General features: G+C 71.9%; 15 protein-coding genes. 3 read left to right on the top strand and 12 right to left on the bottom strand.

Features of this window, described 5'->3' with window-relative positions; all coding sequences use genetic code 11:
• Positions 1-37: 37 nt before the first annotated feature.
• The 5 genes from ACFY3C_RS05240 to ACFY3C_RS05220 all read right to left on the bottom strand — a co-directional run bounded on the left by ACFY3C_RS05240 (position 38) and on the right by ACFY3C_RS05220 (position 3,015).
• Positions 38-622 (bottom strand): vitamin K epoxide reductase family protein, encoded by a 585-nt coding sequence (locus tag ACFY3C_RS05240; protein WP_390769756.1) that lies wholly within the window; start codon positions 620-622, stop codon positions 38-40.
• Complete coding sequence (locus ACFY3C_RS05235) at positions 622-1,122, bottom strand: DUF5949 family protein (RefSeq protein ID WP_390769755.1); 501 nt, start codon at positions 1,120-1,122, stop codon at positions 622-624. Before ACFY3C_RS05235 ends, ACFY3C_RS05240 begins: the two co-directional genes overlap by 1 nt.
• A gap of 104 nt (positions 1,123-1,226) precedes the next feature.
• On the bottom strand, positions 1,227-1,520 hold the full coding sequence (locus tag ACFY3C_RS05230; RefSeq protein WP_390769754.1) for a hypothetical protein: 294 nt from the start codon (positions 1,518-1,520) through the stop codon (positions 1,227-1,229).
• Positions 1,521-1,711: 191 nt separating this feature from the next.
• Positions 1,712-2,605 (bottom strand): hypothetical protein, encoded by an 894-nt coding sequence (locus tag ACFY3C_RS05225; RefSeq protein ID WP_390769753.1) that lies wholly within the window; start codon positions 2,603-2,605, stop codon positions 1,712-1,714.
• Positions 2,606-2,775: 170 nt separating this feature from the next.
• Positions 2,776-3,015 carry a chaplin gene (locus ACFY3C_RS05220; RefSeq protein ID WP_386581167.1) on the bottom strand — a complete coding sequence of 80 codons (240 nt, stop codon included), beginning with the start codon at positions 3,013-3,015 and terminating at the stop codon, positions 2,776-2,778.
• Between the two features lie 13 nt (positions 3,016-3,028).
• Here ACFY3C_RS05220 and ACFY3C_RS05215 point away from each other — a divergent pair, with 13 nt between their 5' ends.
• Entirely contained in the window at positions 3,029-3,598 is a 570-nt protein-coding gene (locus ACFY3C_RS05215; protein ID WP_390769752.1) for a hypothetical protein, read from the top strand.
• A 102-nt stretch (positions 3,599-3,700) separates the two neighbouring features.
• Here the strand turns inward: ACFY3C_RS05215 and ACFY3C_RS05210 are convergent, their stop codons facing one another.
• From ACFY3C_RS05210 to ACFY3C_RS05200, 3 genes are all read right to left on the bottom strand, one after another.
• Positions 3,701-4,267, bottom strand: coding sequence for a chaplin (locus ACFY3C_RS05210; RefSeq protein ID WP_390769751.1), 567 nt, complete (start codon positions 4,265-4,267; stop codon positions 3,701-3,703).
• A 121-nt stretch (positions 4,268-4,388) separates the two neighbouring features.
• Positions 4,389-4,616 (bottom strand): chaplin, encoded by a 228-nt coding sequence (locus tag ACFY3C_RS05205; RefSeq protein WP_386581209.1) that lies wholly within the window; start codon positions 4,614-4,616, stop codon positions 4,389-4,391.
• Positions 4,617-4,906: 290 nt separating this feature from the next.
• Positions 4,907-5,317: a rodlin gene (locus ACFY3C_RS05200; protein ID WP_386581161.1), complete on the bottom strand. Its 411-nt coding sequence runs from the start codon at positions 5,315-5,317 to the stop codon at positions 4,907-4,909.
• A gap of 272 nt (positions 5,318-5,589) precedes the next feature.
• On the opposite strand from ACFY3C_RS05200, the gene ACFY3C_RS05195 reads away from it, so the two are divergent.
• Both ACFY3C_RS05195 and ACFY3C_RS05190 read left to right on the top strand, forming a co-directional pair.
• Complete coding sequence (locus ACFY3C_RS05195; RefSeq protein WP_386581159.1) at positions 5,590-6,000, top strand: rodlin; 411 nt, start codon at positions 5,590-5,592, stop codon at positions 5,998-6,000.
• Between the two features lie 227 nt (positions 6,001-6,227).
• A complete protein-coding gene (locus tag ACFY3C_RS05190; protein WP_386581157.1) occupies positions 6,228-6,638 on the top strand; it encodes a rodlin in 411 nt (136 codons plus the stop codon).
• 129 nt (positions 6,639-6,767) lie between these two features.
• Here the strand turns inward: ACFY3C_RS05190 and ACFY3C_RS05185 are convergent, their stop codons facing one another.
• The 4 genes from ACFY3C_RS05185 to ACFY3C_RS05170 form a co-directional block, all read right to left on the bottom strand.
• Positions 6,768-8,300, bottom strand: a complete 1,533-nt coding sequence (locus ACFY3C_RS05185) for a von Willebrand factor type A domain-containing protein (protein WP_390769750.1) — start codon at positions 8,298-8,300, stop codon at positions 6,768-6,770.
• Positions 8,301-8,457: 157 nt separating this feature from the next.
• On the bottom strand, positions 8,458-9,321 hold the full coding sequence (locus tag ACFY3C_RS05180; protein WP_390769749.1) for an ABC transporter permease: 864 nt from the start codon (positions 9,319-9,321) through the stop codon (positions 8,458-8,460).
• Positions 9,318-11,969, bottom strand: a complete 2,652-nt coding sequence (locus ACFY3C_RS05175; RefSeq protein WP_390769748.1) for a CocE/NonD family hydrolase — start codon at positions 11,967-11,969, stop codon at positions 9,318-9,320. The genes ACFY3C_RS05180 and ACFY3C_RS05175 overlap by 4 nt, the downstream gene beginning before the upstream one ends.
• Before the next feature lie 172 nt (positions 11,970-12,141).
• A complete protein-coding gene (locus tag ACFY3C_RS05170; RefSeq protein ID WP_386581149.1) occupies positions 12,142-13,548 on the bottom strand; it encodes an APC family permease in 1,407 nt (468 codons plus the stop codon).
• Positions 13,549-13,780 lie beyond the last annotated feature (232 nt).

Raw genomic sequence — 13,780 nt, 5'->3', positions numbered from 1 at the left:
TCATCCATCAGCTCGTCATTCGTCAGCTGGTCATTCTTCAGCTGGTCCAGAAGTCCCACCATCGCGTCAGTACGAGCATGCCGACGACACCGACGTGCAGGAGCGGAAGCAGCCAGGTGAACTCCGCGAAGAAGGTCCTGAGCCATGCGGGGGCGGGCAGGAACCCCTTTCTGACGACGAGCGAGGTGGCGTACCAGAACATGACGATCGTGGCGACCCACGCCAGAGCGCACCACAGGCACAGCGCGTTGATCCGGTACAGCGACTGGAACTGCAGCCAGGTGCAGAACCCCACACCGAACAGGCATCCGGCCTCGAACAGCAGCCAGTACCAGCCGGGGAACAGGGCGTCCGCCAGCAGGCTCACGCCGACGCAGACGACGATGCCGTAGGCCACCAGGCCCAGCATCGGGTTGGGGAACCCGAAGGCCGAGGCCTGGTCGCTCTTCATCACGCTGCCGCAGGACACCACCGGGTTCAGACTGCACCCGGGGACGAAGTTCGGGTTCTCCAGCAGCTTGAACTTGTCGAGGGTGATGACCCAGGAGGCGAACAGTCCGGCCGCCCCGGTGATCACCAGCAGCAGCCCGAACCCCCTGCCGCCGGCCAGGGCCCGGGGCATCAGCGGCGCAGGCTGCGGGCCGGCAGGACGATGTGCGCGGCGGCCTTCAGGGTCTCGTCCGCACCGGCGAAGGCGGCCAGCGCGGCGGGCTCGACGGGCTTGCCGGGCTCGCCCTCGGGCCAGGCGCGGGTGGTGAAGACGAGGTGGGCGTAGCCGCGCTTGGCCGCGGCGGCGAGCCACTCCCGCGGCGCGTCGGCCTGGGCGACCAGCTGCGGCATGTTGAGGACGGCCTGGCCGGCCTCGACGAGCAGGGTGACGGGCAGGCTCGGCTTGGTGGTGCCGTCGACCAGGTCGCCGCCGACCGGCAGTCCGTTGCGCTCCAGCAGCTGCCCGACCGCGGCGGCGGTGGCCTCCGGGCCGCCCTCGGCGTCCCCGAGGGAGTAGGCCAGCAGGTAGGGCATGTCGCTGCCGTCGGGTGCCTCGCCACTCCAGGGAAGGACGACGAGCGTGCCGAGGGCGGCGGCGCGGAAGGGACGGGCTTCACTTGAGGTTGAGGTCACCGCGCGACCTTATCGACGGGGTGTGGCGCGGCCCGGCGGCTTCTCACTCTTACGGCCCAGCGCCCGGGGCCGCTCCACACGATCGAGGGAAGGGGTCTCGAACCTCAGCCCTGCAGGGGCAGGCCGCCGAGCAGCGGGTTGTGCTGGTTCAGGGCACCGGTGGCGCCCTTGACCGTGCTGAGCACGGAGTCCTTGTTCTCGGTGTTGAGCGCGTCCGACTGATGCTGCAGCGGCATGACGTCGTTCAGGGTGAGGCCGCCCTTGGAGACTGTGTTCACGGCGCCGTTGAGGCTGGTGGGCGTGAGGTCGGCGGTGCTGTGGGCGGCGAACGCGGGCGCGGCGACGCCGACGAGGGCCACGGAACCGGCAACGACAGCGGCAGCCTTCAGGGACTTCATCCTGTTCCTTTCTTCGACAACTCAGGTCACCCCAGGGAGTTCTGACGCCGTGCCTAACGACTTCCCTCCGGGCCGGAAACCCCGCGCCGAGAAGACATATGAGATTCCCCTCCCGCCCGTGAACAGCGCTCGGCCGTCGTGCCCGACGGTGACGACGGGCACGACGGCCGAGACAGCGGGGGTCGTGAGGATCAGCCCGTGGGCGTCGCCGGGGCCGCCAGCAGGCTGGGCAGCGGCAGGCCGTCGAGGATCGAGGTGATCAGGTCGACCAGGTCGCTCACAGCTCCGGTGACGGCGTCCGGCAGCCCGTCGAGGTTGGAGGTGACGGCCTGGATCAGCGCGTCGATCGCGTTCTGCAGGTCGTCGGTGAGGTCGCGGGCCTGGGTGGCCTTGACGTCACTCTTGGCGAACGTGGTCAGCAGGGGCGCGGCCGGGGCGGCGGGCTTGCTCGGCTCGGCGGGCACGGTCGGCGCGCCCACGCTCGGGCTGGGCGGCAGGGACGGGGTGGCGGGCACGGTCGGCGAGGCGGACGTACTCGGCGAGGCGGGCGTGCTCGGCTTCGCGGACTCACTCGGTGAGGCCGACGTACTCGGCGAGTCGGACGTACTCGGCTTCGCGGACTCACTCGGTGAGGCCGACGTACTCGGCGAGGCAGCCGTACTCGGTGTGGCCGGAGCGGTGGGAGTCGCCGGGGCCGTGGGTGTCGCCGGAGTGGTCGGCGAAGCCGGATCGGTGGGCTTGGCCGGCGCGGTCGGTGTCGCCGGCGTCGTCGGCGCTGCCGCGGCGGCCTTGGCGATGGCCTCCTTGGCCGCGTCGCCGAGCTTCCGGGCCTGGTCGGGGGTCAATCGGCCCTTCTGGAGGGACTGGTCGAGCAGGTCGACGACCGGGTTGAGCGCGGGGTCGACATTGCGCAGGGACCTGACCTGGGCGAGCAGCGCATCGGCGCCGGGGACCGCCGAGTGGGAGCCGGCGTGGGTGCGCTCCCGGGCCGAGTCGGCGGCGACGGCGGCGGGGCCGGCGATGCCGACCAGGAGGGCGGCGCACAGGGTGGTGGACGCGAGACGCCGCACGGGCAGCACACGCATGGGGGGTCCTTTCGGTGGGGGCAGGGGGTCTGAGCCCACCGTTGAACCAGCCATGACGTTCCGCAACCGCTCGCCCACGCGGAGTGAACCATCCGGGGGAGACCAGAACCGGCCGCCGGCCCGCGGACGATGCGCGGGCGGGCGGCCGGCCCAGGGGTTGCGTCCCGACGTCAGCCGTTGGCGCAGGTGTTGCCGAACGCCGGGTTCAGCAGACCGATGACGTTGACGGTGTTGCCGCAGGCGTTGACCGGCACGTGGACCGGGACCTGGACGACGTTGCCCGACGCCACGCCCGGCGAGTTGGCGGCGGAGCCGAGCGCGCCGGAGTCGGCGGCAGCCACACCGGCACCGCCGGCGACGGCCGCGATGGCGGCGGAGGTCAGGACCAGACCCTTCGCGATACGCGACATGGAGAGATGCTCCTTGGAATCGACACAAACATCCGGGCGGGATGCCCGGCGCTGTGTCAACGCACAGCGCCCCTTGGAGTTGTGCCGCCATTGGGGTGATCCCCGCCCCCGGATCGCGGCCGGTGCGCTCGGTCCGGCCGGGGCCTGGTGGGTGCGGGAGCGGGTGGAGAGCCGGGAGGAGGTGCTGCTCGGCCAGGAGGTGGCGGCGGCGCGTGAGGTGAAGGGCGGGCTGCGCCCGGAGACGCCGGCCTGGGGGCGGGGCGCGGACGCTGGAGGTCGGGCGCATCAGCCCGGGGACCGAGTTCCGGGCCGGCCCGAGCGGCGGCGGCCGCTCTCCCCCGAACTGCGCGCGCTGCCGGCGACGGCGGCCGACGGCGCTCCGGAGGTGGGGCTGGACTTCGAGTCGTCGTACCCCGCCGGCCTGTTCCTGGCCGGTCTGGTCACGGCCCCGGGCTTCGGCCCGGCGATGCGCCTCGGTCACGGCGCGACCTTCACGGCGGGCACACTGCTGGTGCGCGGGGTCCAGCACCGACTGCGCGCGAGGCCGGCGGATCCCGGCCGCACGGCGTGGCGAGGTGCCTGAGACGGTACGGCGCTGAAGGATGCGGGACGGCGCCACTGCGGAGGGCGCCTGCGTGTGGCAGGGACGCGGGGTGCCGGGCACTGGGGTCCGGCACCCCGCGCGCTACCGGCCGGAGGCCGTCCGGCTGCGTCGGTACAGAACCGCCCCGGCCGCGATCAGCGCGACACTGGCGGCCGAGGTCGCCAGCATGGTCCCTGCGTCACCACCGGTGTGCGCCAGGCCGGGCGGCTGCCCCGGCTGCTGGTCGCCGCCGCCGTAGAGGGGCGCAGTCGAGTGTTCACCGCCGCCGTACGCGGGCAGAGTCTTGTGAACCGCGTCGCCATGGGGAGGCACAGTGGTGTGGCCGCCACCGCGCGGAGACGGAATCGTGTGGCTGCCGCCGCTGCGCGAGGACGCGGCCCCGTCGCTGCCGCCGCTCGTCGAACCGTGCGTGTTGGCACAGGAGTTGCCGAACGCCGGGTTCAACGCGCCAGCAGCATCCACGGAGTTGCCGCAGACGTTGACCGGGACGTCCACCGGGACCTGGACAGTGTTGCCGGACAGCACGCCGGGCGAGCCCTGGGCGGCGCCCTGCGCGCCCGTGTCGGCGAACGCGTGGCTGCCGCACAAGGACACCATCCCTGTCGCGGCGGCGGCCACGACCATGCCCTTGCTGAGGGTCTGTCGCAATCTCGTTGTCTTCCTGCTCGAAGAAGTGGGAAGGCCGGCCTCGGGACGAAGAGATCGAAGGATCGACGGTCCGAGGCCGGCCAGGACACAGCCGGTGGGCTGGTGCGTTGCGTTACGTGCGTCAGCCGTTGGCGCAGGTGTTGCCGAACGCGGGGTTCAGCAGCGCGATGATGTCCACCGTGTTGCCGCAGACGTTGACCGGCACGTGGACCGGGACCTGGACCACGTTGCCGGACAGCACGCCGGGGGAGTTGGACGCCTCGCCGGTTGCCCCGGCGTCGGCGAACGCGGGAGCCGCCCCGCCCAGGGCCAGGATGGCGCCGGCGACGACGGCAGCGCTCTTCTTCATGGACTTTCCCTTCTCTGCGGTCATGCCCCTATGACGGCCGAAACCGAGCGAGCACAGCTTGAACGGCTCGCACCATGACCGGCAGGTTGTAAAACGAGGGATAGACAGCCGAAGAAACTACGGAACGCGCGTCGTCCTGGAATTCACTCGAACGCCTTCAGAGAATTGACAAGTTGGCGTATACGTGGAGTAACGCTTCTTCGAGAAGGGCCGCGAAAGACGGCGAAAGCCGCCCGGGCAGCGGCGGGGAACTCCGCGCGCCACCCGAGCGGCCTTCGGACCGGAGCGGGTCAGCCGTTGCCGGTGCCGTTGCCCGCCAGGACGGCGATGTCGTCCGCGATGTGCGACAGCGGCTCGTCGTCCTTGGCCTGGGTGGAGTTCTCGGCGCACTGCTGGTTCTGCGGCGCGGACAGCACCGGGATGTCCTGCACGCCGACGTTGACGGCGGCGAGGATGGACTGGGCGTTGGCCTTCGCCGGCAGGCCGACGCACAGCTTGTTGAGCGAGCTCTGGACCAGCGTGGCCTGCGGGCTCATGTTCCCGGCCGTGGTGGAGTTGCCGAACGCCTCCTGGGCCTGGTTGCCGCTCTGAGCCGTGGTGCCCGTGTCGTTGCCGATGGCAAGCGCCTGGGGGGCCACCGCCGCCGACACGCCGATCACGGACGCGGCGACCGCCGCCGCGGCCATTGCCTTCTTCAGCATTTCGCTTTCCTTTCCTCACTGCTCGCCAAGACGCACGTTCCTGCCCGGCATCAACCGCGCCCGAACCGATAGGTTGCGGGGCATCAGCGGGGCATCACCCGATCGGATCGTTCGACTCCGTGGATTCCGTGGAATTCCCCTGCCGTTCGCCCCTCGCGCATGCGTCACGGCCCCCGTGTAGGCCATCAGAGTGAAGGACAGCAACCCATCGCCTGATGGGCAGTTGACCAGGACGCTCCGATGGACGGGGTTTCTCCAGAAGGGAATTGCAAGTGATCAAGAAGGTTCTGGCCTCCGCCGCGGTCGCCGCCTCCGTCGTCGGCTTCTCCGCCACCGCCGCGTCGCCGGCCCTCGCCACCGGCAACGACACGGGCACCACCGCCCTCAGCGGCAACGACGCCGTTCAGTCGTTCGGCAACTCCAGCACGAGCGGGGACCTGAGCCCCCAGCTGGCGCTCATCCAGGGCTCGTTCAACAAGCCCTGCATCGGGCTGCCGGCCAAGGTCAACGCCCAGTCCATCCTGGCGCTGGTCAACGTCGGCGTGCAGGACATCCCGGTCCTGTCCGCGCCGCAGAACCAGCAGTGTGTCGAGAACTCCACCCAGGCCAAGGGTGACGAGCCGCTCTCGCACATCCTGGACGACATCTCCGCGCTGTCCGCCAACGGCACCAGCAACAGCTGATCCGCAGATCGCCCCGGCCCTGCACGGGCCCTCCCCGACGGGCCGCCGACTTCTCGGCGGCCCGTCGGCCTGTTCCGGCCCACCCGGATGCACCAAGGCCAGGGCGTTTGTTACCTCATCGGACTGCGCTCCTCCGATCGAGGCAAAGCCCGCAACTCCGGCGCGGCGGGGGCCGTTGACGATCACGCAGCTCCTCCCCGGAGTCCGCCTTTCGAAAGGGAACGAACATGAAGAAGCTGTGGGCAACCGCGGCCGTCGCCGCCTCCGTCGCCGGTCTCGCGGGTGCGGCCGCCCCCCAGGCCCTTGCCACCGGCAACGACCACGGCACCACGGCCCAGAGCGGCAACCAGGCCCAGTCCTCGTTCGGCAACTCCGCCACGCTCGGCGACATGAGCCCGCAGCTCTCGCTGGTCCAGGGCTCGGTGAACAAGCCCTGTGTCGGCCTGCCGGCGAAGGTCAACGTCCAGTCGGTGGCCGCGCTCATCGCGAACGTCGGCGTCCAGGACATCCCGGTCCTGTCCGCGCCGCAGAACCAGCAGTGCGCGGAGAACTCGACCCAGGCCAAGGGCGACGAGCCGGCCTCGCACATCCTGGACGACATCTCGGCCCTGTCGGCGAACGGCCAGTCCAACAGCTGAGCAGACTCCCCGAGCGGCGGGTCACCGGTTCCCCCGGTGGCCCGCCGTTCGCGTGGCGGCCCCCGGCCAGCTTTGGCTGGGGGCCAACTCACTCGCAGGTAAGCAAAGGTCAATGGGGTGTGCGGTGGCTCAGACCCCGGTGTGCGTGTGGCTCGCCTCCCGGATCGTGTCGGCGAGGGCCTGGACGTCCTGGTCCTCGGTGACGTCGGCCAGCGTGGCCGCGCGAGCGGCGAGGCGGGTGAGGCTGGGGGCGCCGGGGAGGGCGGGGCCGTGGTCGGTGCCGCCGGCGCGCAGGGCGTCGGCGAAGTAGGCGGCGACCGCCGTGACCTGGAAGCGGGGGCTCGCCTCCCAGACGGAGTCCTTGAGGGCTCCGGTCTCCAGGGCGCCGGTCTCCTCGTGCGGGGCCCGGGTGGTCGGGTCGAGCCAGCGGACGGTGGCGGTGGCGAGGTGGCCGTCGGCGCCCGGCCGGGTGCGCACCGCGTACAGGGCGGTCACGGTGTGGCCGGGGCCGACCTCGCCGCCGTCCACGTGGTCGTCTCGGAAGTCGTCGTCGGCGACCTTGCGGTCGTCGTAGCCGACGAGGCGGAACTCGGCGACGGTGTGCGGGTCGAAGGCGACCTGGGCCTTGGCGTCGCGGGCGGTCAGCTCGATGTTCTGCGGGAGTTGCTCGCAGAACACCTTGCGGGCCCCGTCGGTGTCGGAGACGTAGGCGGTGTGGCCGTCGCCCTTGTCGGCGAGGCGTTCCATGAGGGCGTCGCCGTAGTCGCTGCCTACGCCGACGCCGAAGAGGGTGATGCCGTGCTCGCGGCGGGCGGAGTCGATGCGGCGCAGGATCGCGTCGGGGCTGGTCTCGCCGTCGTTGGCGAGGGCGTCGGAGACCAGGACGACCCGGTTGGTGGCGCCCTTGCGCAGGCCCTCGACGGCGGTGGCGTAGCCGGTCTCGACGCCCGCGCCGAGGTTGGTGGAGGACTGGGCCTCAAGGCCGTCGATGGCGTCGTGGACCTCGCCGCGGTGGCCGCCGAGCCGGGTCATCGGCAGGACGGTCTCCGCGTGTTCGCTGAAGGTGACGACGGCCACCGAGTCGTCGTCGCGCAGCCGGTCCGTCATGGTGTCCAGGGACTGCCGGGCGAGGTCGAGGCGGCCGGGTTCGTCCATGGAGCCGGAGACGTCGACGACGAAGGTGAGCGCGGCCGGCGGGCGCTTCTGCGCCGGTTCGGCGGCCCGGGTGGCGAGGCCGACGCGGACCAGGGACCAGTCCGGCCTCGCGGTGCGGGCGCCGTCGACGGTGACGGAGAAGCCGTTGCCATCGGGGCGGCGGTAGTCCTGGCGGAAGCTGTTGACGAACTCCTCGGGGCGGATCGTCGACGGGTCGGGGGTGCGGCCGTCGGCGAGGGTGCGGCGGGCGTAGGTGTAGGAGGCGGTGTCGACGTCGAGGGCGAAGGTGGAGAGGTGGTCGTCGGACGGGGCCGTCTCGAAGCCCTTGTCGTCGCTCCGGTCGTCCTGACCGGGGGCAGGGGCGGGCAGGCCGTGTTTGTCGGCGCTGTTGGTGTGGTCTCCGGTGCCGCCCGCCGCACAGGCCGTCAGCAGCAGGCTGCCCGCTGCCGTGAGGGCGAGCAGCGTGCCGCGTATCCGCCGTGATCGCTGTGTCCGGTTCCGCTCCATCTCACGTTCCCCCTGCGTCGGTTGACGTCGGCTTGTGCGACCTCTGCCGACTGTGACGGCGCGGGGTGCCGGAACGTGCGCCCCAGGGGGTTGCGGATGCGTCTCGAACCGGCCACGGCGGGGGCCCGTCGAGACCGGCAGGTGATCTTCCGGTGACCTAGGACACCACGTCCTTGCGGGCGAAACCCCGGAAGGCCAGGGCGAACAGCACCAGGGCGTACGTTATGGAAATCGCGGTGCCCTGGATCATGCCGGACCACTCGGGGTGCGGCTGGACGGCGTCGGCCCAGGCGAACTGCCAGTGCGCGGGCAGGAAGTCGCGCCAGTGGCCGAGGGCGGTGACCGCGTCCAGGACGTTGCCGACGATGGTCAGGCCGACCGCGCCGCCGACCGCGCCGAGCGGGGCGTCCGTCCTGGTCGACAGCCAGAACGCCAGTCCCGCGGTGACCAGTTGGGACACGAAGATGTACGCCACGACCACCACGAGCCGCTGCGCCGCCGTACCGGAGTCGAGTGCGCCGCCGGTGGGGATCTGCAGCGGACCCCAGCCGTAGGCGGCCGTGCCGACCGCGAGGGCCACGACCGGCAGCAGCACCATCGCGGCGAGGCTCAGCCCGAGCCCCACGACGAGCTTGGACCACAGCAGCCGGGCCCGGGGCACGGGCGCGGCCAGCAGATAGCGCAGCGAGGACCAGCCGGCCTCGGAGGCGACCGTGTCCCCGCAGAACAGGGCGACCGGGATCACCAGCAGGAAGCCCGCCGAGACGAACAGGTTGACCGCGGCGAAGTTGGCGCCGGACGCGGTGGCCGTGTCCATCAGGGTGACCTGGCCGTTGCGACCTGCCGGGTCGCCGCCGATCGCGAAGGCGATGAGCAGCACGAACGGCAGGACGGCCAGGATCCCGCCCATGACCAGCGTGCGGCGCCGCTTGAGCTGGCGGACCAGCTCCACGCGCAGGGGCAGGGTGCGGCCCGCGCGGTAGCCGGAGGCCGTTTCGGTGCGCTCGGCGAGCGTGCTCATGCGGAACCTCCGATCAGGGTGAGGAAGGCGTCTTCCAGGCGCCGGTGGGGGCCGACCGAGGCGACGGGCACCTCCAGGCGCACCAGCTCCACGACCAGCCGCTCGGCCGTGCCGCCGGGTTCGAGGCGGACCAGCAGTCCGTCCTCGGTGCGCACGGCGGAGGCGATGCCGGGCAGCGCGCCCACCTTCTCCACGACCGGCTCCTCGACGGGCGTGCCGGTGCCGACCAGCAGGGTGTCGCCGGAGCCCACGATCTCGCCCACCGGGCCCGCCTGGACGAGGCGGCCGCGGTCCATCACCACCAGGTGGGTGCACGACTGCTCGACCTCGGCGAGGAGATGGCTGGAGACGATCACCGTGCGGCCGGCGGCCGCGTAGCGGATCATCACCTCGCGCATCTCGCGGATCTGCGGCGGGTCGAGGCCGTTGGTGGGCTCGTCCAGGATGAGCAGGTCGGGCAGGCCGAGCATGGCCTGGGCGATGGCGAGGCGCTGGCGCATGCCCTGGGAGTAGGTGCGCACCGCGCGGGCGAGGGCGTCGCCGAGGCCGGCGATCTCCAGGGCCTCGTCCAGGTGTGCGTCCTCGGGCGGGCGGCCGGTGGCCCGCCAGTACAGCTCCAGGTTCTCCCGGCCGGACAGGTGCGGCAGGAAGCCCGCGCCCTCGACGAAGGCGCCGACCCGGGACAGCACGGGCGCGCCGGGCCGGATGGCGTGGCCGAAGACGCGGATCTCGCCGCCGTCCGGCTTGATCAGGCCCATCAGCATGCGCAGGGTGGTGGTCTTGCCCGCGCCGTTGGGCCCGAGCAGGCCGAGGACCTGGCCCTTTTCCACGCGGAAGGACAGTTCGCGCACCGCGTACCGGTCGGCGGACTTGGCGTACCGCTTGCTCAGGTCCGTTATCTGCAGCGGGACTTCGGCGAGTGCCGGGTCGGGCGCGGGGGCGGTCGTACGGCGGCGGCCGGTGAACAGCAGAGCGAGCGCGCCCACGGCTCCGGCCAGGGGCAGCCACCACACCCAGGCGGGCAGGGGGGCCGCCGCGGTGGTGACGGCGGGGGCCGTCGGCACGCTCAGGTCTCCCTGGAGGGAGACGGTGTACGTGGCCGGGGCGGCCGGTGAGGCGTAGCCGAGGTCGGTGGAGGCGAGGACCAGGCGCAGCCGGTGGCCCTTCTGGACCTCGTGGTCGATCGCCGGGAGGGTGATCGTGACGTCCTTGCCGGTGCGGGCGCCGGTGACCCGGAGGGGGGCGACGAGCTGGGCGGGCAGCACCTGCTGGGTGCCGTCGGGGCCGACGTCGTAGACCTTGCCGAACAGGACGGCGTCCTCGCTGGTGGAGGTGACGTGGGCCGTCACGGTCGGCGAGCCGGTGATCCTGAGGTCGGTGGTCACGGGTGCCGAGTCGAACTTCGCGTACTGGCCGGGGAAGTCGAGGGAGACGCCGACGCCGAGCGCGGAGAGCTGGGCGAGGCCGCCGGTGCCGCCGAGGCCGGGCAGGGCGGAGACGCCGGGCGGGCTGGCGCCGGCCGGGTTCGCGAAGCGCTGCGCGCGGCCGGTCAGGGCGATGGTCCGCCGGTGGTCGTGCAGGCCGGGATAGCTCTTGGCGCTGGCGCCGCGCAGCTGGGCGGCGCCGTCGGTGGCGTCGACACCTCCCGTGCGGGTGATCCGGAAGGCCGGGCCGGTGCCGACGGACGTGTCGCCCTTGAGGTAGTGGTCGAACCAGGCCCGGACCCGCCCCTGCACCCGGCCGCTCTCCAGGTCGCCGCCGTCGTGTCCGCCGGCGATCCAGTCGACGTCGGCCGGCGCGCCGTTCGCCCTGATGGCCTGCGCGGCGGCGTCGGACTGGGCGAGGGTGAACAGGGAGTCGGTCTGGCCCTGCACCAGCAGGGTGGGCACCTTGATGCGGTCGGCGACCGCGGACGGCGAGCGCTGCTCCAGCAGCTCGCGGGCGGCCGCGTCCGGGGTGCCGGACTCGGCGACCCGGTCGTACATCCGGCACAGCTCCGGCTCGAACCTGGCGCAGCCGCCCCCGGTGTTGAAGAAGATGCCGGCCCACAGCTTCTTGAACACGCCGTTCGGGAACAGGGCGTCGGCCAGGTTCCAGTAGGTGATGGCCGGGGCGATGGCGTCGACGCGGTGGTCGTGTCCGGCGGCGAGCAGGGAGATCGCGCCGCCGTAGGAGCCGCCGGCCACGCCCACACGGGGGTCGCCCGGCGTGTCGAGGCGGACCTGGGGCTGCTTCGCCAGCCAGTCGATGAGCCGGGAGACGTCGGCGACCTCGTGCTTCGGGTCGTTCAGCCCGATCTTCCCGGTGGAGTGGCCGAAGCCGCGCGCGGACCAGGTCAGCACCGCGTACCCGTCGCGGGCGAGGTCCTCGGCCTGCTGCCGTACGTCGTCCTTGCTGCCGCCGAAGCCGTGGCCGAGCAGCACGGCGGGGCGACGGCCGGCGGCGGCGCCCGTGAAGTACGAGGTGTCGACGCGCGTCCCGTCGGCCATGGTCATGACCCGGTCGCTCCGGTGCACCGCCGGCGCGTCGTCGGAGGCGACGGCCGTCCACGTACCGGCGCCGGCGAGCACCACGACGGCGGCCGCGGCGGCAAAAAGCCGCCGCGGCCCCTTCAACAGCCCGCGCACCGCAGGCCTTCGAAGATCCATGCCTCAACGGTACGGTCCGCCTCCGACAACGGATGCGGCCGCCGGGCTGAACCCGGGGCCCTCCTTGGGGAGTACGGGTCCGCCCCGGCGTACTTCAGGCGTGGTACGACGACGTCCTCGCCGCCCGGCACCATGCGGGCGGCGAGGACGCGGGAAGTGTCGAGCGGGTTCGTTACGCCTGTGCGTCCTCCGGGATCGACACCAGCCAGCGGGTCTCCCGGCGCGGGCGGAGGTAGAAGGCCCAGTAGAGGGTGGCGGCCGCGGTGATGCCGCCGGTCCACAGCAGGTAGCTCGCCTCCTGCTGGCTCAGGATGTAGCCGAGGACCACGATCAGCAGGACCGGCATCGCGGGCCACAGCGGCATCCGCCAGGCCGGCGTGTGCTTGTGGGAGCCGCGGCGGGACAGCAGGGCGGCGACCGCGACCAGCAGGTACATGCCGGTCACCGAGACGCCCGTCACGCCGTACAGGGTGTCCAGGTTGACGAAGCAGAGCAGCGCGCCGGGGACGCCGACCGCGAGCGTGGCGACCCAGGGGGAGCCGAAGCGGCCGAGCTTGGAGAAGACGTTGTTGACCGGCTCGGGCCAGGCCTTGTCGCGGGCGGAGGCGAACAGGACGCGGGAGTTCTGGATGACCATGACGATGCCCGCGTTGATGATCGCGAGGGCCACGCAGAGGCTGACGAAGGTGCCGACCGCGGAGTTGGACCAGGCGGTGACCATGGAGCTGATGTCGCCGCCGGTCAGCTCCTTGAGGTCGGAGGCGCCCATGGTGATCGCGGCGACCGGGACCAGGATGATCACGGTGGAGATCGCGAGGGTGGCGAGCACGGTGCGGGCGACGTTGCGGCGCGGGTGCTCCAGCTCCTCGGAGAGGTAGACGGCGGTCGAGAAGCCCTGGGTGACGAAGAGGGCGATGGCGAGCCCGGAGACCACCAGCATGGCCGTCACGGTGTCCGTGTGGCCGTTCTCGCCGGCCACCTGCATGGAGAGCAGGCTGCCGGCCCCGCGGTGGCCGTGGGTGAAGCCCAGGAGGGCGACGACACCGGCGGCGATGACCTCCAGGACCAGGAAGATGCCGGTGATCCAGGCGTTGGCGCGCAGGTCGAGCAGGCCGGCGAGGGTGGCGAGCAGCATCACGCCGGCGCCGGTCATCGACGGGTCGAGGTGCACGATCGGGGCGAGGTAGTCCGCCGTGCCCATCGCGATCACCGGCGGGACGATCATCACGACCAGCAGGGACAGCACGAAGACGAGCCAGCCCGCGAGCCGGCCGGCCATCGTCGACACCATCGCGTACTCGCCGCCCGCGCTGGGGATGAGGGTGCCCAGCTCGGAGTAGCAGAACGCCACGGCGATACAGAGGAGGGAGCCGATGGCGATCGTCAGGGCGGTGGCGGTACCGAGGGAGCCGAAGAGGTCGGGGACGACCACGAAGAGCGTGGAGGCGGGCGTGACGCACGAGAGCGTCAGCAGGGTGCCGCCGACGACGCCGATGGAACGCTTGAGCTTCTGGGGGCTGTCAGGGGCCCCGGAAGCGTCTATGACGGCTGTCTCGACAGGGCGGAGCGTGTCGGTCATGCGGCGGTTCCGATCGACTTGTGCGACTGAGGGTGGGGTCGGGAGCGCTATCGCCTCCGGCGGCTCGTCTTGCGTTCGTCTCGTCCGCTCCCGGCGCTGCATAGAGAACCCCGACGAAAACCGCTGCGTCAATGGCTGTTTACCTACGGAATTCGTAGCTCTCGTAAGGCTCGGGCGACATCACTTTCGCAGGCTGTAGCGCTCTGCAGGCGCATCCATCAAGCCACAGCGG

The sequence above is a fragment of the Streptomyces sp. NPDC001410 genome, assembly GCF_042895235.1.
In the GTDB taxonomy this organism is placed as follows: domain Bacteria; phylum Actinomycetota; class Actinomycetes; order Streptomycetales; family Streptomycetaceae; genus Streptomyces.
This window is presented reverse-complemented; position numbering and strand designations above follow the sequence as displayed.

What these genes read in the sequence shown, in the direction of transcription:
- ACFY3C_RS05225 (WP_390769753.1), bottom strand. Translation starts at nt 2,605, where the DNA reads ATGCGTGTGCTGCCCGTGCGGCGTCTCGCGTCCACCACCCTGTGCGCC.
- ACFY3C_RS05230 (WP_390769754.1), bottom strand. Translation starts at nt 1,520, where the DNA reads ATGAAGTCCCTGAAGGCTGCCGCTGTCGTTGCCGGTTCCGTGGCCCTC.
- ACFY3C_RS05240 (WP_390769756.1), bottom strand. Translation starts at nt 622, where the DNA reads ATGCCCCGGGCCCTGGCCGGCGGCAGGGGGTTCGGGCTGCTGCTGGTG.
- ACFY3C_RS05180 (WP_390769749.1), bottom strand. Translation starts at nt 9,321, where the DNA reads ATGAGCACGCTCGCCGAGCGCACCGAAACGGCCTCCGGCTACCGCGCG.
- ACFY3C_RS05175 (WP_390769748.1), bottom strand. Translation starts at nt 11,969, where the DNA reads ATGGATCTTCGAAGGCCTGCGGTGCGCGGGCTGTTGAAGGGGCCGCGG.
- ACFY3C_RS05220 (WP_386581167.1), bottom strand. Translation starts at nt 3,015, where the DNA reads ATGTCGCGTATCGCGAAGGGTCTGGTCCTGACCTCCGCCGCCATCGCG.
- ACFY3C_RS05205 (WP_386581209.1), bottom strand. Translation starts at nt 4,616, where the DNA reads ATGAAGAAGAGCGCTGCCGTCGTCGCCGGCGCCATCCTGGCCCTGGGC.
- ACFY3C_RS05190 (WP_386581157.1), top strand. Translation starts at nt 6,228, where the DNA reads ATGAAGAAGCTGTGGGCAACCGCGGCCGTCGCCGCCTCCGTCGCCGGT.
- ACFY3C_RS05185 (WP_390769750.1), bottom strand. Translation starts at nt 8,300, where the DNA reads ATGGAGCGGAACCGGACACAGCGATCACGGCGGATACGCGGCACGCTG.
- ACFY3C_RS05200 (WP_386581161.1), bottom strand. Translation starts at nt 5,317, where the DNA reads ATGCTGAAGAAGGCAATGGCCGCGGCGGCGGTCGCCGCGTCCGTGATC.
- ACFY3C_RS05170 (WP_386581149.1), bottom strand. Translation starts at nt 13,548, where the DNA reads ATGACCGACACGCTCCGCCCTGTCGAGACAGCCGTCATAGACGCTTCC.